The sequence below is a fragment of the Rhodanobacter sp. FDAARGOS 1247 genome, assembly GCF_016889805.1.
In the GTDB taxonomy this organism is placed as follows: domain Bacteria; phylum Pseudomonadota; class Gammaproteobacteria; order Xanthomonadales; family Rhodanobacteraceae; genus Rhodanobacter.
Window position 1 is genome coordinate 3,390,010 of sequence record NZ_CP069535.1, and the last position, 13,618, is coordinate 3,403,627.

Sequence of the window (13,618 nt, forward strand, 5' to 3'; positions counted from 1 at the left end):
GCGACATCGGTTCGGCTTTGCAGCGCGTTCGACGAAGCGGCGGGTCGTGGTCATGCTAGGGGTGGAACAAAGAGGGGTTCTAGATCATGTTGGCGGCAGGCACAATGGAAGTCGGCACAATCCGCTGCGCGACCCGTCGATGGCGCTCGCGCATGTGTGCAAACGTGACGCGGCGCACTTCCGTTCGCACTTCCTGGAACGAGCAGGGTCAGAACTACTTGCGCGGGCTGAAGCGACGCCGCCAGTCGCCGCTGCAGATCGCCCAGGCGACGTAGATGCCCACGGCCACGCCGAGCACTTCGCACAGGGTGCGCAGGCCGATGCTGTCCGGATCGTGTACTTCGGCCAGCTTCACCTTGAGCAGTTGCAGCGACTGCATCCGCCCGTAATTGAAATAGAACAGGTTCCACAGGTCGCCGCTGACGGTCAGTGCGCTGGCCAGCAGGAACGACCAGCCGATCTGCGGACCGTAACTCCAGCCATTGCGCCGACCCAGCCAGTGGAACAACAGGAACAGGACGAATCCCGCCACGGCGGAAATCAGGCCGGCCTGCAGGCCACCGATGATTCCGTATCCCATCCACGACTGGTCGTACTGCACTGCGCGCCCCCGGTTCGTATGCCTGCGGCCATTATGGGTCATCCGGTCGCGCAGCCGGTTCCGGTTAGACTTTCGCCGACCGCTCCACAAGAAACCGTCGATGACATCGAACCGCTCTGCCCATGCCGCGCTGATCCTGGTCGACGTGCAACCGGACTTCATGCCCGGTGGCGCGCTGGCCTGTCACGAGGGCGACGCCATCGTGACCGGCATCGACGCCTTGCTGCGCGCGCGCCGCTTCCGCCACGCGGTCGCCACGCAGGACTGGCATCCGCCAGGCCACGTGTCGTTCGCCAGCCGTCATCCGGGACGCGCCGCGTTCGAGCGGATCGACCTGTACGGCCAGCCGCAGACGCTGTGGCCCGATCACTGCGTGCAGGGCACGGCCGGGGCCGAGCTGCATCCGGGCGTCGACTGGTCGGCGCTGGACGCGGTGATCCGCAAGGGCAGCGATCCCGCCGTGGATTCCTACAGCGGCTTTCGCGAGAACCACGGCCCGGATGGAAGCCGCCCCAGCACCGGCCTGGCCGGCTGGCTGCGCGAACGCGGCGTGGACGAGGTCGTCGTCTGCGGGCTGGCCCGCGACGTCTGCGTGCTGTGGACGGCGCAGGATGCGCGGGAACTCGGCTTTCGCGCCAGCGTGCTGTGGGACCTCAGCCGCCCGGTGACGCCGGCCAGCGATGCAACCACCCGCGCCGCGCTGCTGGAGCAGGGCATCGGCATCGTGTAGCAGCGCGGGCTCGCTCAGGCATCGTTCTCGCCCGATGCGCGCACCGCGACCGCACCGTCCTCGTCGACCTCCACGCTCAGCGTGATCGGGCGACAGCACACCTGGCAATCCTCGATGTATTGCTGGCTGGAAATCGATGCGTCGAGCAGGATCTCGATGGACTCGCCGCAGTACGGACAATCGATGGTGTGTGGCGTGAGCATGGCGCATCTCCACGGGTAGCCAGGCCAGTACAGCACGAAGCCGGGTGACGCGGTCGTCAACCGTGGCGCGGCGACCACGCCTGCGGCAGGCCGATCCAGAACAAGCCGTCGCGGGCGCAGCGCGGCGCCAGCTTCAGCAGTTCATTGTCCTTGCTGACCAGCCAGCGCGCACCGGCGGCCTGCGCCAGCTCCAGGAACATCTGGTCATCCGGGTCCGCGCAGCGCGGCAGCGACACCTCGGGCGACGCGGTGGCCTGTTCGTCCGGCAGGCAGTGCACCAGGGCATCGAACGCGGCCTCGATGCCGGGCCGTGCTTCGGCGCCGATCGGCACCTGCGGATAGTGCAGTACGCGCAGCCATTCGGCGCGGCAGTCGCTGCGCGTCACCGCCTGGATGCGGCCCTCGCGCATCGCCACGTGCAGCGCGGCGGACTGCGCATCGTGGAACAGGAAGATGTCCAGACACACGTTGGTGTCCAGCACGACGCGTGGTGGTGAAGAGGCGGCAGTCATCACGCCATGATGAGGCAAGCGGGCCACCTGATGCACGGCACGCGTTCCTGCCGGGGTCGATGCGTCCCGCGCACCTCGTGATGGTACGGACGCCGGGCGCGGCGATCACCACCGCCGCGCCCGCGTTCTTCCGACCTCCCCTGGCGCGGGGCTCAGTGCCCGTGGTCGTGGTCGTGCCACCTGCCCCAGTGCAACTTGACGCGCGTGCTGACGTAGACGTCGCCCGGGTCGGCCGGCACCTGGGTGAAGTGCTTGCGCCCGAAGTACAGGCGGGTGCCGTCGGCAGACAATGTGGCGCGGGTTTCCGCCCCATCCAGCGTGTTGACGGCAGTGTTCTCGATCGGACCTTGCACCGTCCAAGGCGAAGCGGTGTCCGGGCGCGTGGCATACCAGATGTCCTGGTTGCGCGGATCGGCGCTGGCGCGGTTGCTGCTGAACACGATTTCCAGCCCGTCGCGGCGCACGTTCGGCATCAGGTCCGCGGCGTCGGTACTCAGCTCGGCCACGCGCACGCCGGGCCCGAAGCTGCCGTCGGCACGCTGGCGACTGACGTAGATGTCATGGCTCTTGCTGTCCGGATAGCCGTCGCTGGAGAAGTACAGGAAGGTACCTTCGCGCGTCTCCACCACCGACGGGCTGTATTCCGAACCCCTGGTGTTCGGGCCGCCGTCCGCATAGCCGCCCAGGTCCACCGGTGTCGCCCAACCCGGTTGGCGATGCGCCGGGCCACGGCCATGGAAGTCCGCATGGCCGCGCATACCCCACGGCGGGCCCCAGCCGTGCGCCGGGGTTTCGCGGGTCAGGAAGATGTCGCCGGCCGGCGGGCTGCCGGCTGGCGGGGGCGGCATCGCCTTGCACCCGGTGCAATCCTCGGCGTTCTGCCGCGAGCTGACGAACAGCAGCCAGCCGCCGGGCAGCGGCGTGGGGCAATAGTCGGCGGCGGTGGGGGAATTCGCCGGCTCACCGAGATTGGTGACGTCGTCCCAGCTGTGCATCGCGGCATTCCAGGTCGCGTGCCAGTTGTCCAGGCCGCCGTTGCGGGTGGACATGAAGTACAGGTTCCGCCCGTTCGGCGATTCGATCGGGCAGCCTTCGGCGGCTGCCGTGTTGATCCCGGGTGCGGGCACCGCGTTGCTCCACGCGCCGTAATCGCCGGCGTAGACATGGGCCGACAGGACGACGGCGATGGCCAGTGCGCATTGTTGGTACTTGCGGTTCATGCGTATCTCCTTGCATGTGGTGTGGACAACAGCGGAAAGAGCCCTCAGCGGACGGGCCGCACCATGGCGACGAGGCGTGGTTCGCCTTGCGCAACCGGCCGCATCACGACCTGCACGCGATCGACGCCGCGTCGTTGGCAGGCGCGACCGATCCCGGCCATCAGTCGTTCGCGTGCGGCGTAGACTTGGCCGAAGTTGTGCAGGCCGGTCCATGCCCCGGCTTGGCGCTGGGTCGGCAGGCGAGGCGACGCGCAATCGGCGACGAACCCGGTGACCCGGACCGAGAGCAGCGTCGTCACGCCGTCCTGGGCGAAGGCAGGTGCGGTGCACACCGCGAACAGGGCGGCGATGAAGCAGATGAGGCCGTTCATGGCGATCTCCTCGATGGCGCGCCCGGCGGGTGCCGGTGTGCTCAGCTTCGGAGACGCAGCGCCACGGGTCTTGAGGCCGCCGCTGGGGAAGTACTGGACATTGCTTGGATTCCTTGGGAAAACATTGGGGCCGCCCCGCAGCGCAGGTTTTCGTCCACCCACGTGCACCGCCACAGGACGCCATGGACCCGTCAACACCCGCCCTGCTCGCCTTCGACGAATCCGCGATCGACTTCGCGGGTCGGCGGCTGCTGCGCGACGGCATCGAGCAGCCGCTGGAGCCCAAGGCCTTCGCCGTGCTGGCGCTGCTCGCCGGTACGCCTGGCCGGGTCTTCACCCGCGACGAGATCCTCGACGCCGTCTGGGGCCACCGCCACGTCACCCCGGGGGTGCTGAACCGGTTGATGACCCTGCTGCGGCATGCGCTCGGCGAGGACGCGAAAGCGGCGCGCTACCTGCACACCGTGCATGGCGTGGGATACCGCTTCGATCTACCCGAACCCGCGCCCGGCGCGTCGCCGCAAGTCATGCAGGCATCCGCACCGGAAGCGCCGACGGCGACGGCACTTCCGCCCCGCGCCCCCGGGCGACGCGCCAGCGATCGGCGCGCCATGCCGCGCGCGACGCTGTGGTTGCTGCCGCTGCTGGCGCTGCTCGCCTTCGCCGGCTGGACATGGTGGCCGCGTACGCCGCCCGTGCCGAAGTCGGCGCCGGCACGCGGCATCGCCGTGCTGCCCCTGGTCAACGCCAGCAACGATGCGCAACAGCGGTATTTCTCCGACGGCCTGTCGGAAAACCTGATCGACGCGCTGTCCCGCTTCAAGGGGCTGAAGGTGATCGGTCGCACCTCGGCCTTCCAGTTCCGCGACAGCAAGGACGACAGCGCGACGATCGGCCGCAAGCTGGGCGTGTCCTATCTGCTCGCCGGCAGCGTGCAACGCGCCGGCGACGTCGTGCGCATCAACGCATCACTGACCCGGGCCGCCGACGGCAGCACGCTGTGGGTCGAGCATTACGACCGCCCGTACCGGAACCTGTTCGCCCTGCAGGACGAGATCGCCCAGGCCGTTGCCGGTGCGCTGCAGGTGAAGCTGCTGCCGACCGAGGCAGCCGCGAAGCCGAACGACCGGCCGCCCGGCGGCAGCATCGATGCCTATAACGCCTACCTGCAAGGCTTGCAGCAGGGGTACGACCAGGATTACCCCAAGGCTGCCGAGTACATGACCCGGGCCGTGCAACTCGACCCGGACTACGCGGTGGCATGGGCCTACCTGTCGGGATCGTGGAGTACCGTCGCCACATTCTGGAACGAGCCCCCCGCGGTTGCCCTCGAGCAGATGCGCAAGGCGCGCCTCGCGGCGGACAAGGCGCTGCAACTGGCACCCGGGCTGGGCCCGGCCCACGCGGCTCGCGCCTACCTGCAGTTCTACAGTTTCGATGCCCCGGGCGCGCTGGCCGGGTGCCGCCGTGCCGTGCAGCTGGCGCCTGACGATGGCACGGTCCTCAATGGCTGCAGCTTTGTGCTGGCCGGCAATGGGAGACTGGGGGAGGCGATCCGGCTGCGGGAGCACCTCCTTTCGATCGAGCCGCTCTACAACGTCAACGATTTCGAATACGCGAAACTGCTGATGGCGACCGGCCGGCTGGACGAGGCGGCGAAGTACCTCCACATCGCCGAAGGCCTGTCGCAGCCAGAATCATCCTTGCCACGCCAGTTCATGCTTGTCGCGATCGCGCGCGGCGACGTGAAGGCCGCGCAGGATGCTGCCCGAAGCCGGCCTTCGCCGTGGCGGGAGATGGATCTGGCGATTGCAACGCAGCTCTCCCCGGATCGCGCAGCGGCGGATGCCGCGCTGGCGAAGGTCCTCGCCGACAATATCTGGGCGAAAACTAGCCCCTACGCCGTGGCGCAGGCCTATGCGCTGCGAGGCGACGTGGACAAGACCATGGAGTGGCTGGAACGCGCGCCGGCCCGCCACATCTTTTTCATGCTGGCCGACCCGATCATCCTGCGCTTCCGCGACGACCCGCGCCTGATCGCGTTCTGCCGGAAGACCGGCCTGTCACCGCCAAACGAAAGCGAAGCGCTGGGCATCGACCAGATCCGCGCCGCAAACGGGGCGCAGCGTCGTTGAGGTGTCCTGCAGGCCACGATTCGACCCGCCGGGGTCGGCGGCGAATCCACCCGATACAATGCACGCTTTCCTGGCGGAACCGATGACCATGGCCGAGCGCGAGTTCGACAACTACCTTGCCCGCTCCGGCGCCACCCTGGAAGGCTCGCGTTACGCCGCATGGCTGGCGATCACGCCACGCCGCCGCGGTTTCCCGGTGTACTACGCGATCTGCGAGAACCGCAGTTTCCGCGACAAGGACATCGCCGAAGCCGCTGCGGCCAAGGCGCTGGCCGACATGACCGGGCTGGAGGCGGACGGCACGCCGATCTTCCCTGACGACTACACCGGTTTCGACGACTAGGCGCGCGGGGACTGCTTGCGATGGTGGACGGCGGGCGGTGCCCGCCCTACGCCGCAGCAGCCAGTGCGCGCAGCCGTTCCACCGCCGCGGGGATCGCTGCGGGCGCGTCCACCGTCAGCATGCGCGGCTCGTCGGCGGCCAGGCCGTTCTCCAGTTCGTGCGCCCAGGTCACGTGGTAGGGCAGGTGCACGCCCCAGCCGCCCAGGCGCAGCACCGGCTCGATGTCCGAGCGCAGCGAGTTGCCGACCATCGCGAACTGCGCCGGTTGCAGGTCGAACTCGCCCAGCACGCGCCGATAGGTGGCGGCGTTCTTCTCCGACACGATCTCGATGCGGCGGAACAGGTCGGCCAGGCCGGACTGCGCCACCTTCTTCTCCTGGTGGAACAGGTCGCCCTTGGTGATCAGCACCACGTCGTGGTACGCGGCCACCGCCTCGACCGCCTCGCGGATGCCCGGCAACAGCTCCACCGGATGCTGCAGCACGCTCTTGCCCAACTCGACGATGCGGTGGATGTCGGCGGCGCTGATGCGGCTGTCGCTGAGCGCGATCGCGGTTTCCACCATCGACAGCGCCATGCCTTTCGCACCGTAGCCGAACAGCTGCAGGTTGCGCTGTTCGGTGGCCAGCATGGTGTCGTGCACGCGCTGGTCGCCCAGGTCCACGTAGCGGCCCACGATCGCGGCGAACGCGTCGTTCGCCTCGCGGTAGTAGCCCTCGCTGTGCCACAGCGTGTCGTCGCCATCGAAGCCGATCAGTTGCAGCATGCCTGTTCCGTTCCTTTCTGCGCCGCTCAGCCGAAGTCGCTGCCCAGGCGCAGGTTGATGTGCAGCGCCGTGGCCAGTTCGCGCATCGGCTCGTTGTCGCGGCTCAGCGTGATCCAGCCGGCATGCGAGTCGTCGTCGGTTTCCCAGGTCCACAAGGTGTAGCCGGCTTCGGCCAGGCGGTCGTAGGCGATGCCGAGCAGGCTGCCCGCATCGGCATCGTCGAAATAGTCGTCGTCGTCCGGGTCGCCGTTCCAGTCGATCGACAGGTTCCAGCGCGCGCTGAGTTCGTCCAGCGCCTGCACCAGCGAACGCAGGTCGTCCTCGGCGATCATGAAGCCCGCGCGCCAGTCGATCACCCGGGCCACCAGCTCGACCGGTTCGGACTCGTCGCCATCGGCGACCGCCTCGCGATAGGCGGTGAACTGCTGCAGCGCGGAGTCTTCGTCGCCCGGGTTGATCAGCAACAAGAGCTGCCACACCAGCGCCTCGACCGAATCGTCTTCGTCGTCGAAGTCGCGGTCGTCCTCGAAATCGTCGTCGTCGCGCATGCTCAGGCGCCCACGCGCTGGCGCACCGCATCCATGTCGCGGATCGGGCGGATCTCGATCGCGCCGGTGCGTGACCACGGGAAGTTCGAGGCGATGCGCACCGCCTCGTCCATGTCGGCCGCCTCGATCAGGTTGAAGCCGCCCAGGTATTCCTTGGTTTCGGCGTACGGCCCGTCGACCACGCTGGTGCGGCCGTCGCGCACGCGCACGGTGCGCGCGGTCGCCGGCGCTTCCAGTTGCTGCGAATCGTGCAGCTTCCCGTTGGCGCGCAAGGCGTCGGCCTTGACGAAGCAGCCGTGCATCAGGGTATCGAACTCGCCTTCGGGCAGTGCGTCCAGCAAGGCGTCGTCGCAGTAGATCATCACGAGGTATTTCATGGCGTCCTCGGCGGGAAGGTTCACGGAACCATGGAGAGGCGGGGCGAAGGTGGATAATGCCGCAATGAGCACCGCCCACGATACCTCCAGCGCCCTGTCCTGCCGGCCCATCGCGTTCGTGCGTTCGCCGTATGCGCGACGCATCGACGCGCCGCACCAGTCCACCGTGGTGGCCGGCACCGAAACGCAGTCGGCGGCCGAGGCCACGATCGAATTCGTGGCGGACTTCCCCGTGGCGGCCTATCGCGACCTGACCGGCTTCGAGCGGATCTGGCTGGTGTTCGCCTTCCATCGCAGCGAAGGCTGGAAGGCCGAGGTGCGCCCGCCCCGGGGCGGCGGCAAGCGCAGCGTGCTGGCCACGCGTTCGCCGCACCGACCGAATGCGATCGGCCTGTCGGCGGTGGAACTGGTCGCGGTGGGCGATGGCGCGCTGCAGGTGCGCGGCGTCGACCTGCTCGACGGCACGCCGATCCTCGACATCAAGCCCTACGTGCCCTACGCCGACGCCTTCCCGGCCGCGCGTGCCGGCTGGATCGACGCGATCGACGCCAGCCAGGGCCGGCACTCCGCCCCCGGCCCGCGCAAGCCGCGCGCGAAGACGGCCCGCGGCGACAAGGACGCGCTCAGCGGATCATGAGCAGCTGCCGCAGCAGGTGCTGCCGCCGCTGACGTGGATCTGCCGCGGTTCGGACACGCGGCTGGCCTGGTAGCCCGCTTCCTGCAGCGCGCTGATGACCTGGCCGGACGTCAGTTGCGCCGACACGTCGATCTGTCCCGCGGCGACATCGCCGGTGACTTTCGCGTTGGCGTCAAGGGCCCGCAGGATGGCGGCGATGGCGCCGGTGTCACCGGCAAGATCCTTCACTTCGAACAGCATCGGTACAGTCTCCAGGACAGGCGGCGGGACATCCGCCATCGGCCATATTGCCGACCCTTCGGGCCAGCCGCCCTGATCCCGGTCAGGCCGGTCCGAAACTGTGAGACCGGGCCTGGCTACCTTGCGCGAGCTGTCGCGAGTCCTTCGTCGCCGGCGCCCGACGCACCTGGCAGTGGTCGGTTCAAACCTTTGCCGCGCCCGGCCCCGCCTGGCGCGGCTTTTTTTGATCGCGGGTCCCGGCGAATCGGCTCCGTGCCAGCTGCCGCGATGCGCCGGCTCCCCCGCCACCGTGCTGCGTGCACTGATTCGGGGTTCACACGGGCTGCAGCATGATGCCGGCAAGGCATACGCCAGCCCAATCGTGGAGGCATCCCATGAAAATCCTGCTCTGGTCATCGCTGTTGCCCCTGACGCTCGCCGCCTGCAGTCCGTCCCATGCACCGGACCCGGCGGCAGCGGCGCCCGTGGCCACGACGGCACCGGCCCTGGGCGGCCATCACTGGCAGTTGCACGATGCCGTCGATGGCAACAACCAGCGCCTGGACGGGCTGTTCGACGGTTCCGGCAAACCCCTGCAACTGGACTTCACCGACGATCGCATCAGCGTCAGCCATGCCTGCAACGGCATCGGCGGCAGCTACAAGATCGTCGATGGCCACCTGCTCACCGGGCCGCTGATGCAGACCATGATGGCCTGCGCCGATCCCGTCCTCATGCAGCGCGAGAAGACCATCAAGCACGTGCTTGGGGCGAAGCCCGCGCTGATCACATCCAGCGCCGATGGCCAGACCCTGCTCAGCCTGGCCGCCGCCGACGGGACCACGCTGACCTTCGCCGGCCAGCCCACCGCCGAACAGCGCTACGGGGGTCCCGGCACGATCGAGTTCCTGGAGGTCGCGGCCGAACCGGTCAGCTGCCAGCATCCGCTGCCGCCGGCGAACAACTGCCTCCAGGTTCGCCAGCTGCATTACGACGACCAGGGTTTGCGGGTGGGCGATGCCGGCCCATGGCAACCGCTGGCGCAGCCGATCGAAGGCTACGAACACCAGCCCGGGGTGCGCAACGTGCTGCGGGTCAAGCGCTACGCATGGCCAAACCCGCCGGCCGGCGCAGCGTCGAGCGCCTATGTGCTGGACATGGTGGTGGAAAGCGGAACGGCGACCCCTGACGCGAAATAGCCGCCGTCACGACCGCCTTCGCTTCACCGCCGGGCGCCAAGCAGCCCGACGTGGTAGCCGGCGGCACGCAGCCTGGCGGTGGCCTTCGCGTTCAGCACCAGCAGCACGATCAGGCTCACCAGCGGCACGAACATCAGCACCAGCAGGATCACCCGGCTGGCCATCGAGAAACCCATGCCGGTGCACAGCTTGAACGTGCCCACCAGCGCGGCGCAGACCACCAGCACCAGCAGCAACGCGGCGAACAGGCCAAGCACGCCCTGCAAGGCGATGGCGGCGAAGTAGCCGAGGATCGCGTAGATGATCAGCCTCTGCGCGCTGGCCACCTGCTCGATGCCCGCGTCCGCCACGAAGGGTTCGGCCACGACGGCCTGCGGTGCCTGATACGGATTCTGCATGGTCATTCGGTTCCCCTGTGGATGTGTCGAAGTGGTGCCCGCCCGCTTGGGTCGCAGTATGCCCGAGCGCGCGCCACCCCACCGGAAAGGAAAAGGCCGCCCGGTGCGATCCGGACGGCCAATTCCTGATCAGCGGTGCGAGCGCGAATCAGTCCACCGACGCATCCAGACCGCGACGCTTCAGCAGCGGCTCGATCTGCGGTTCGTGGCCGGCGAAATCACGGAACAGCTGCAGCGCGTCCTTGCTGCCGCCGCGCGACAACAGGGTCGAGCGGAAACGGTCGCCGTTGGCGCGGGTCAGGCCGCCGTTGGCCTTGATCCACTCCACCGTGTTCGCGTCCAGCACCTCGGACCAGATGTAGGCGTAGTAACCCGCCGCGTAGCCGCCCATGATGTGGCTGAAGTACGGCGTGCGGTAGCGCGGCGGCACCGCCGCGTAGTCGGTGCCGTTGGCCTTCAGCGCGGCCGCCTCGAACGCCATCACGCCGCCGGCTTCGGGGATCCTGTCCGCACCGACCTGGTGCCAGCTCTGGTCGAGCATCGCCGAACCCAGGTACTCGGTGGTGGCGAAGCCCTGGTTGAATTTCGAAGTGGCCAGCACCTTGTCCAGCAATTCCTTGGGCATCGGCGCGCCGGTCTGGTAATGCCTGGCGTAGTTGGCCAGCACGCCGGGCCAGTCGGACCACATCTCGTTCACCTGCGAAGGGAATTCGACGAAGTCGCGCGGCACGCTGGTGCCGCTGAAGTACGGGTACTGCACGTTCGAGAACATGCCGTGCAGCGCATGGCCGAACTCGTGGAACATCGTGGTCACCTCGTCCCAGGTCAGCAGGGTCGGGCCGCTGGCCGGCTTGGTGATGTTGAGGTGGTTGGCCACGACCGGCAGGTTGCCGGTGAGACCGGACTGCTGCACGTAGGAGTTCATCCACGCGCCACCGCGCTTGGACGGGCGCGCGTACATGTCGGCCAGGAAGATCGCCAGCTGCTTGCCGTCGGCGTCGAACACGTCGTAGACCAGCACGTCGGGCTGGTACACCGGCAGGTCGGTGCGCTGCCTGAAGCTGAGTCCGTAGAGCTGGCCGGCGGCGTAGAACACGCCGTTCTCCAGCACGTTCTTCATCTCCAGGTACGGCTTCAACTGGCTCTCGTCGAAGTCGTATTTCTCGGCGCGCACCTTCTCGGTGTAGTACGCCCAGTCCCAGGCCGCCAGCTGGAAGCTCGGCTCGCCCCTGGCCTTCTGTTCCTTGTCGATCATCGCCTGCAGCGCCGCGCCCTCGCGCTTCGCATTGGCCACCGCCGGCGGCGCCAGCCTGGTCAGCATCGCGTTGACCGCTTCGGGCGTCTGCGCCGTCTCGTCGGCCAGCACGTAGGCGGCGTAGGTGGGATAGCCCAGCATCTGCGCCTTTTCCGCCCGCAGCTTCAGCACCTGCGACACGATCGCGGTGTTGTCATACGCATTGCCGCGGCTGCCACGGGCCACCGACGCCTCGAAGATGCGCTGCCGCAACGCGCGGTTCTGCAGCTGCGCCAGCGGCGGCTGGCCGGTGGTGTTGAGCAGGGCGATCACGTACTTGCCGTCCAGCCCCTTCGCCTTGGCGGCGGCCGCGGCGGCGCCGATCTGCTCCTCGGTGAGGCCGGCCAGTTCTTCCTTCGTATCGACCGTCACCGCCGAATCGTTCACCTCGGCCAGCACGTTCTGGCTGAACTTGGTGCCCAGCCTGGCCAGCTCGCCGTTGATCTGCTTCAGGTGCGCCTTGTCGGCGTCGGACAGCTTGGCGCCCGCGCGCACGAAGTCGGTGTGGTAACGCTCGACCAGGCGCACGCCCTCGGCGTCCAGGCCCAACTGGTCGCGCGTGTCGTACAGCTTCTGGATGCGCGCGAACAACGCCGGGTTCAGCGAGACCGCATCGCGATGCGCCGCCAGCTTCGGCGCGTAGTCGGCCTGGATCGCCTTGCGCGCGTCATTGGTGTCGGCGCCGACCAGGCTGAAGAACACGGTCGAGGTGCGGTCCAGGATCTGTCCGGACTTTTCCAGCGCGACGATGGTGTTGTCGAACGTGGGCGCCGCGGCGTTGCCGGCGATCGCGTCGATCTCCTTCAGGTGCTCGGCCATGCCGCGGTCGAACGCCGGGCCGAAGTCGGCATCCCTGATCTTGTCGAACTGCGGATAGTGCAGCGGCAGCGGGCTTTCGCTGAAGAACGGGTTGCCGGCGTCAGTCGCCACCGTGTCGGTGTGCGCCTGGGTGCTGGCGGTTTCGCCCTTGCCGCTGCCGGCGTCGCTGCAGCCGGCCATGGAGCCTGACAGGGCAATGGCCAGGGCCAGCGCGATGGGATGCTTCATGGATGGTGTCCCGTTGATGGTGGACACCCGATCCTAATCGAAGGCCGCTGCCATCACCCATGACTAAAGTTATGGACACGGAGCAAGCCGCGTGCCGGCAGCAGCGTGGACCCTGATGGAAGCAGCCACCAGGCCATTCGCCTCAGGCATCGGGACAAGTTGTCGCACTCGTCGCCTTGGCGCAGCCCGGCGTCGTGGCCGACTGGATCGCGGAATGCTGCGCGCCGGCCAGTGTCACCGTGCGGGGCGAGGCGGTCAGCATCGCGCCCATCACCAGGGTGCACAGGGCGAAGCAGGCGACGAACAGGCTGGCGAGGATCATCGATTCGAATTTCATGGGATGGCTCCGATCATCAGGCGAAAGTGCCTTGTGATGTATCCAGAGCAATCGCCGTGCCAACCCGAAAATTTCTCGCAAGTCGTTGTTTTCATGTAGTCATCCGGGATCGGTCGCCGATCAGCGGAGTTGTCCGCGGACATCGTCCACCCGATTCCGGACAGCCACGCCTCGCGAAATGACTGGCCCATCGCAGATCGCCCGCAGGCGCCACGCTATCCTGCCGCCAGACTTGGCACCGGGAGTCGGCATGCGCGTGTCATCGACAGGACTGCTCCGCGTGATGCTGGCCATCGCGCTGTGCGGATGGATGCTGACGCCGGCGCTGGCCACGGACCATGGAGCGGGTGTGCGGCGCTGCGGCTGGTTCGAGAATCCCACCCCGGGCAATGCCACGCTGACCGATCGCGATGGCGAATGGGAAATCGGCATCCAGGGCGGCCACCAGGCCGACGGCGACTGGCCCGAATTCAGCGATGCGCAGTGGGTGGAAACCAACGGCCATTATGGTTACGGCTGCGCCTGCATGACCATGACGACCGACCACCAGCAGCACACCGTGTTATCGATCGGCAGCGCCACGGGCAGGCCGCTCGCCGTGTGCCGCGGCGACAGGCATCTGCACGAACCCGTGCACGCGTTCGACGACGAAAACTGAGGTCGCGGCCAGACGCCGATCGT

At 67.9% G+C, this 13,618-nt stretch carries 18 protein-coding genes; 6 read left to right on the plus strand and 12 right to left on the minus strand.

Annotated elements, in window-relative coordinates:
• Positions 1-214 precede the first annotated feature (214 nt).
• On the minus strand, positions 215-601 hold the full coding sequence (locus tag I6J77_RS15380; protein WP_204109690.1) for a hypothetical protein: 387 nt from the start codon (positions 599-601) through the stop codon (positions 215-217).
• A gap of 100 nt (positions 602-701) precedes the next feature.
• Between I6J77_RS15380 and pncA the strand changes: the two genes are divergently transcribed.
• Complete coding sequence (gene pncA / locus I6J77_RS15385; protein ID WP_204109691.1) at positions 702-1,331, plus strand: bifunctional nicotinamidase/pyrazinamidase; 630 nt, start codon at positions 702-704, stop codon at positions 1,329-1,331.
• 14 nt (positions 1,332-1,345) lie between these two features.
• On the opposite strand, the gene I6J77_RS15390 is transcribed toward pncA, so the two are convergent.
• The 4 genes from I6J77_RS15390 to I6J77_RS15405 form a co-directional block, all read right to left on the minus strand.
• On the minus strand, positions 1,346-1,534 hold the full coding sequence (locus I6J77_RS15390; protein WP_204109692.1) for a CPXCG motif-containing cysteine-rich protein: 189 nt from the start codon (positions 1,532-1,534) through the stop codon (positions 1,346-1,348).
• Between the two features lie 56 nt (positions 1,535-1,590).
• Complete coding sequence (locus I6J77_RS15395; protein WP_204109693.1) at positions 1,591-2,046, minus strand: putative toxin-antitoxin system toxin component, PIN family; 456 nt, start codon at positions 2,044-2,046, stop codon at positions 1,591-1,593.
• Between the two features lie 152 nt (positions 2,047-2,198).
• On the minus strand, positions 2,199-3,266 hold the full coding sequence (locus I6J77_RS15400; RefSeq protein ID WP_204109694.1) for a PD40 domain-containing protein: 1,068 nt from the start codon (positions 3,264-3,266) through the stop codon (positions 2,199-2,201).
• 44 nt (positions 3,267-3,310) lie between these two features.
• A complete protein-coding gene (locus tag I6J77_RS15405; protein ID WP_204109695.1) occupies positions 3,311-3,637 on the minus strand; it encodes a hypothetical protein in 327 nt (108 codons plus the stop codon).
• Between the two features lie 182 nt (positions 3,638-3,819).
• Here I6J77_RS15405 and I6J77_RS15410 point away from each other — a divergent pair, with 182 nt between their 5' ends.
• A complete protein-coding gene (locus I6J77_RS15410) occupies positions 3,820-5,772 on the plus strand; it encodes a winged helix-turn-helix domain-containing tetratricopeptide repeat protein (RefSeq protein ID WP_204109696.1) in 1,953 nt (650 codons plus the stop codon).
• 88 nt (positions 5,773-5,860) lie between these two features.
• The gene (locus tag I6J77_RS15415) at positions 5,861-6,115 is read left to right on the plus strand and encodes a hypothetical protein (protein ID WP_204109697.1); all 255 of its coding nucleotides are present in this window, start codon (positions 5,861-5,863) and stop codon (positions 6,113-6,115) included.
• Between the two features lie 46 nt (positions 6,116-6,161).
• Here I6J77_RS15415 and I6J77_RS15420 read toward each other — a convergent pair whose 3' ends face one another.
• The 3 genes from I6J77_RS15420 to I6J77_RS15430 are packed head-to-tail and all read right to left on the minus strand — an operon-like array spanning position 6,162 to position 7,806.
• Positions 6,162-6,881: an HAD family hydrolase gene (locus I6J77_RS15420; protein ID WP_204109698.1), complete on the minus strand. Its 720-nt coding sequence runs from the start codon at positions 6,879-6,881 to the stop codon at positions 6,162-6,164.
• A gap of 26 nt (positions 6,882-6,907) precedes the next feature.
• Positions 6,908-7,429, minus strand: a complete 522-nt coding sequence (locus I6J77_RS15425) for a hypothetical protein (protein ID WP_204109699.1) — start codon at positions 7,427-7,429, stop codon at positions 6,908-6,910.
• A gap of 2 nt (positions 7,430-7,431) precedes the next feature.
• Positions 7,432-7,806, minus strand: coding sequence for a YciI family protein (locus tag I6J77_RS15430; protein WP_204109700.1), 375 nt, complete (start codon positions 7,804-7,806; stop codon positions 7,432-7,434).
• A gap of 64 nt (positions 7,807-7,870) precedes the next feature.
• On the opposite strand from I6J77_RS15430, the gene tsaA reads away from it, so the two are divergent.
• Complete coding sequence (gene tsaA / locus I6J77_RS15435) at positions 7,871-8,443, plus strand: tRNA (N6-threonylcarbamoyladenosine(37)-N6)-methyltransferase TrmO (RefSeq protein WP_204109701.1); 573 nt, start codon at positions 7,871-7,873, stop codon at positions 8,441-8,443.
• On the opposite strand, the gene I6J77_RS15440 is transcribed toward tsaA, so the two are convergent.
• A complete protein-coding gene (locus I6J77_RS15440; protein ID WP_204109702.1) occupies positions 8,438-8,683 on the minus strand; it encodes a hypothetical protein in 246 nt (81 codons plus the stop codon). The two genes, tsaA and I6J77_RS15440, sit on opposite strands and share 6 nt — an antisense overlap.
• A gap of 374 nt (positions 8,684-9,057) precedes the next feature.
• Between I6J77_RS15440 and I6J77_RS15445 the strand changes: the two genes are divergently transcribed.
• Entirely contained in the window at positions 9,058-9,861 is an 804-nt protein-coding gene (locus I6J77_RS15445; protein ID WP_204109703.1) for an META and DUF4377 domain-containing protein, read from the plus strand.
• A 23-nt stretch (positions 9,862-9,884) separates the two neighbouring features.
• On the opposite strand, the gene I6J77_RS15450 is transcribed toward I6J77_RS15445, so the two are convergent.
• The 3 genes from I6J77_RS15450 to I6J77_RS15460 form a co-directional block, all read right to left on the minus strand.
• Complete coding sequence (locus I6J77_RS15450) at positions 9,885-10,259, minus strand: hypothetical protein (protein ID WP_239309043.1); 375 nt, start codon at positions 10,257-10,259, stop codon at positions 9,885-9,887.
• Positions 10,260-10,407: 148 nt separating this feature from the next.
• Positions 10,408-12,600, minus strand: coding sequence for a M3 family metallopeptidase (locus I6J77_RS15455; RefSeq protein WP_204109705.1), 2,193 nt, complete (start codon positions 12,598-12,600; stop codon positions 10,408-10,410).
• 142 nt (positions 12,601-12,742) lie between these two features.
• Complete coding sequence (locus I6J77_RS15460) at positions 12,743-12,937, minus strand: hypothetical protein (protein WP_204109706.1); 195 nt, start codon at positions 12,935-12,937, stop codon at positions 12,743-12,745.
• Positions 12,938-13,187: 250 nt separating this feature from the next.
• On the opposite strand from I6J77_RS15460, the gene I6J77_RS15465 reads away from it, so the two are divergent.
• A complete protein-coding gene (locus I6J77_RS15465) occupies positions 13,188-13,595 on the plus strand; it encodes a DUF4087 domain-containing protein (RefSeq protein WP_239309045.1) in 408 nt (135 codons plus the stop codon).
• The last annotated feature ends 23 nt before the right edge of the window (positions 13,596-13,618 follow it).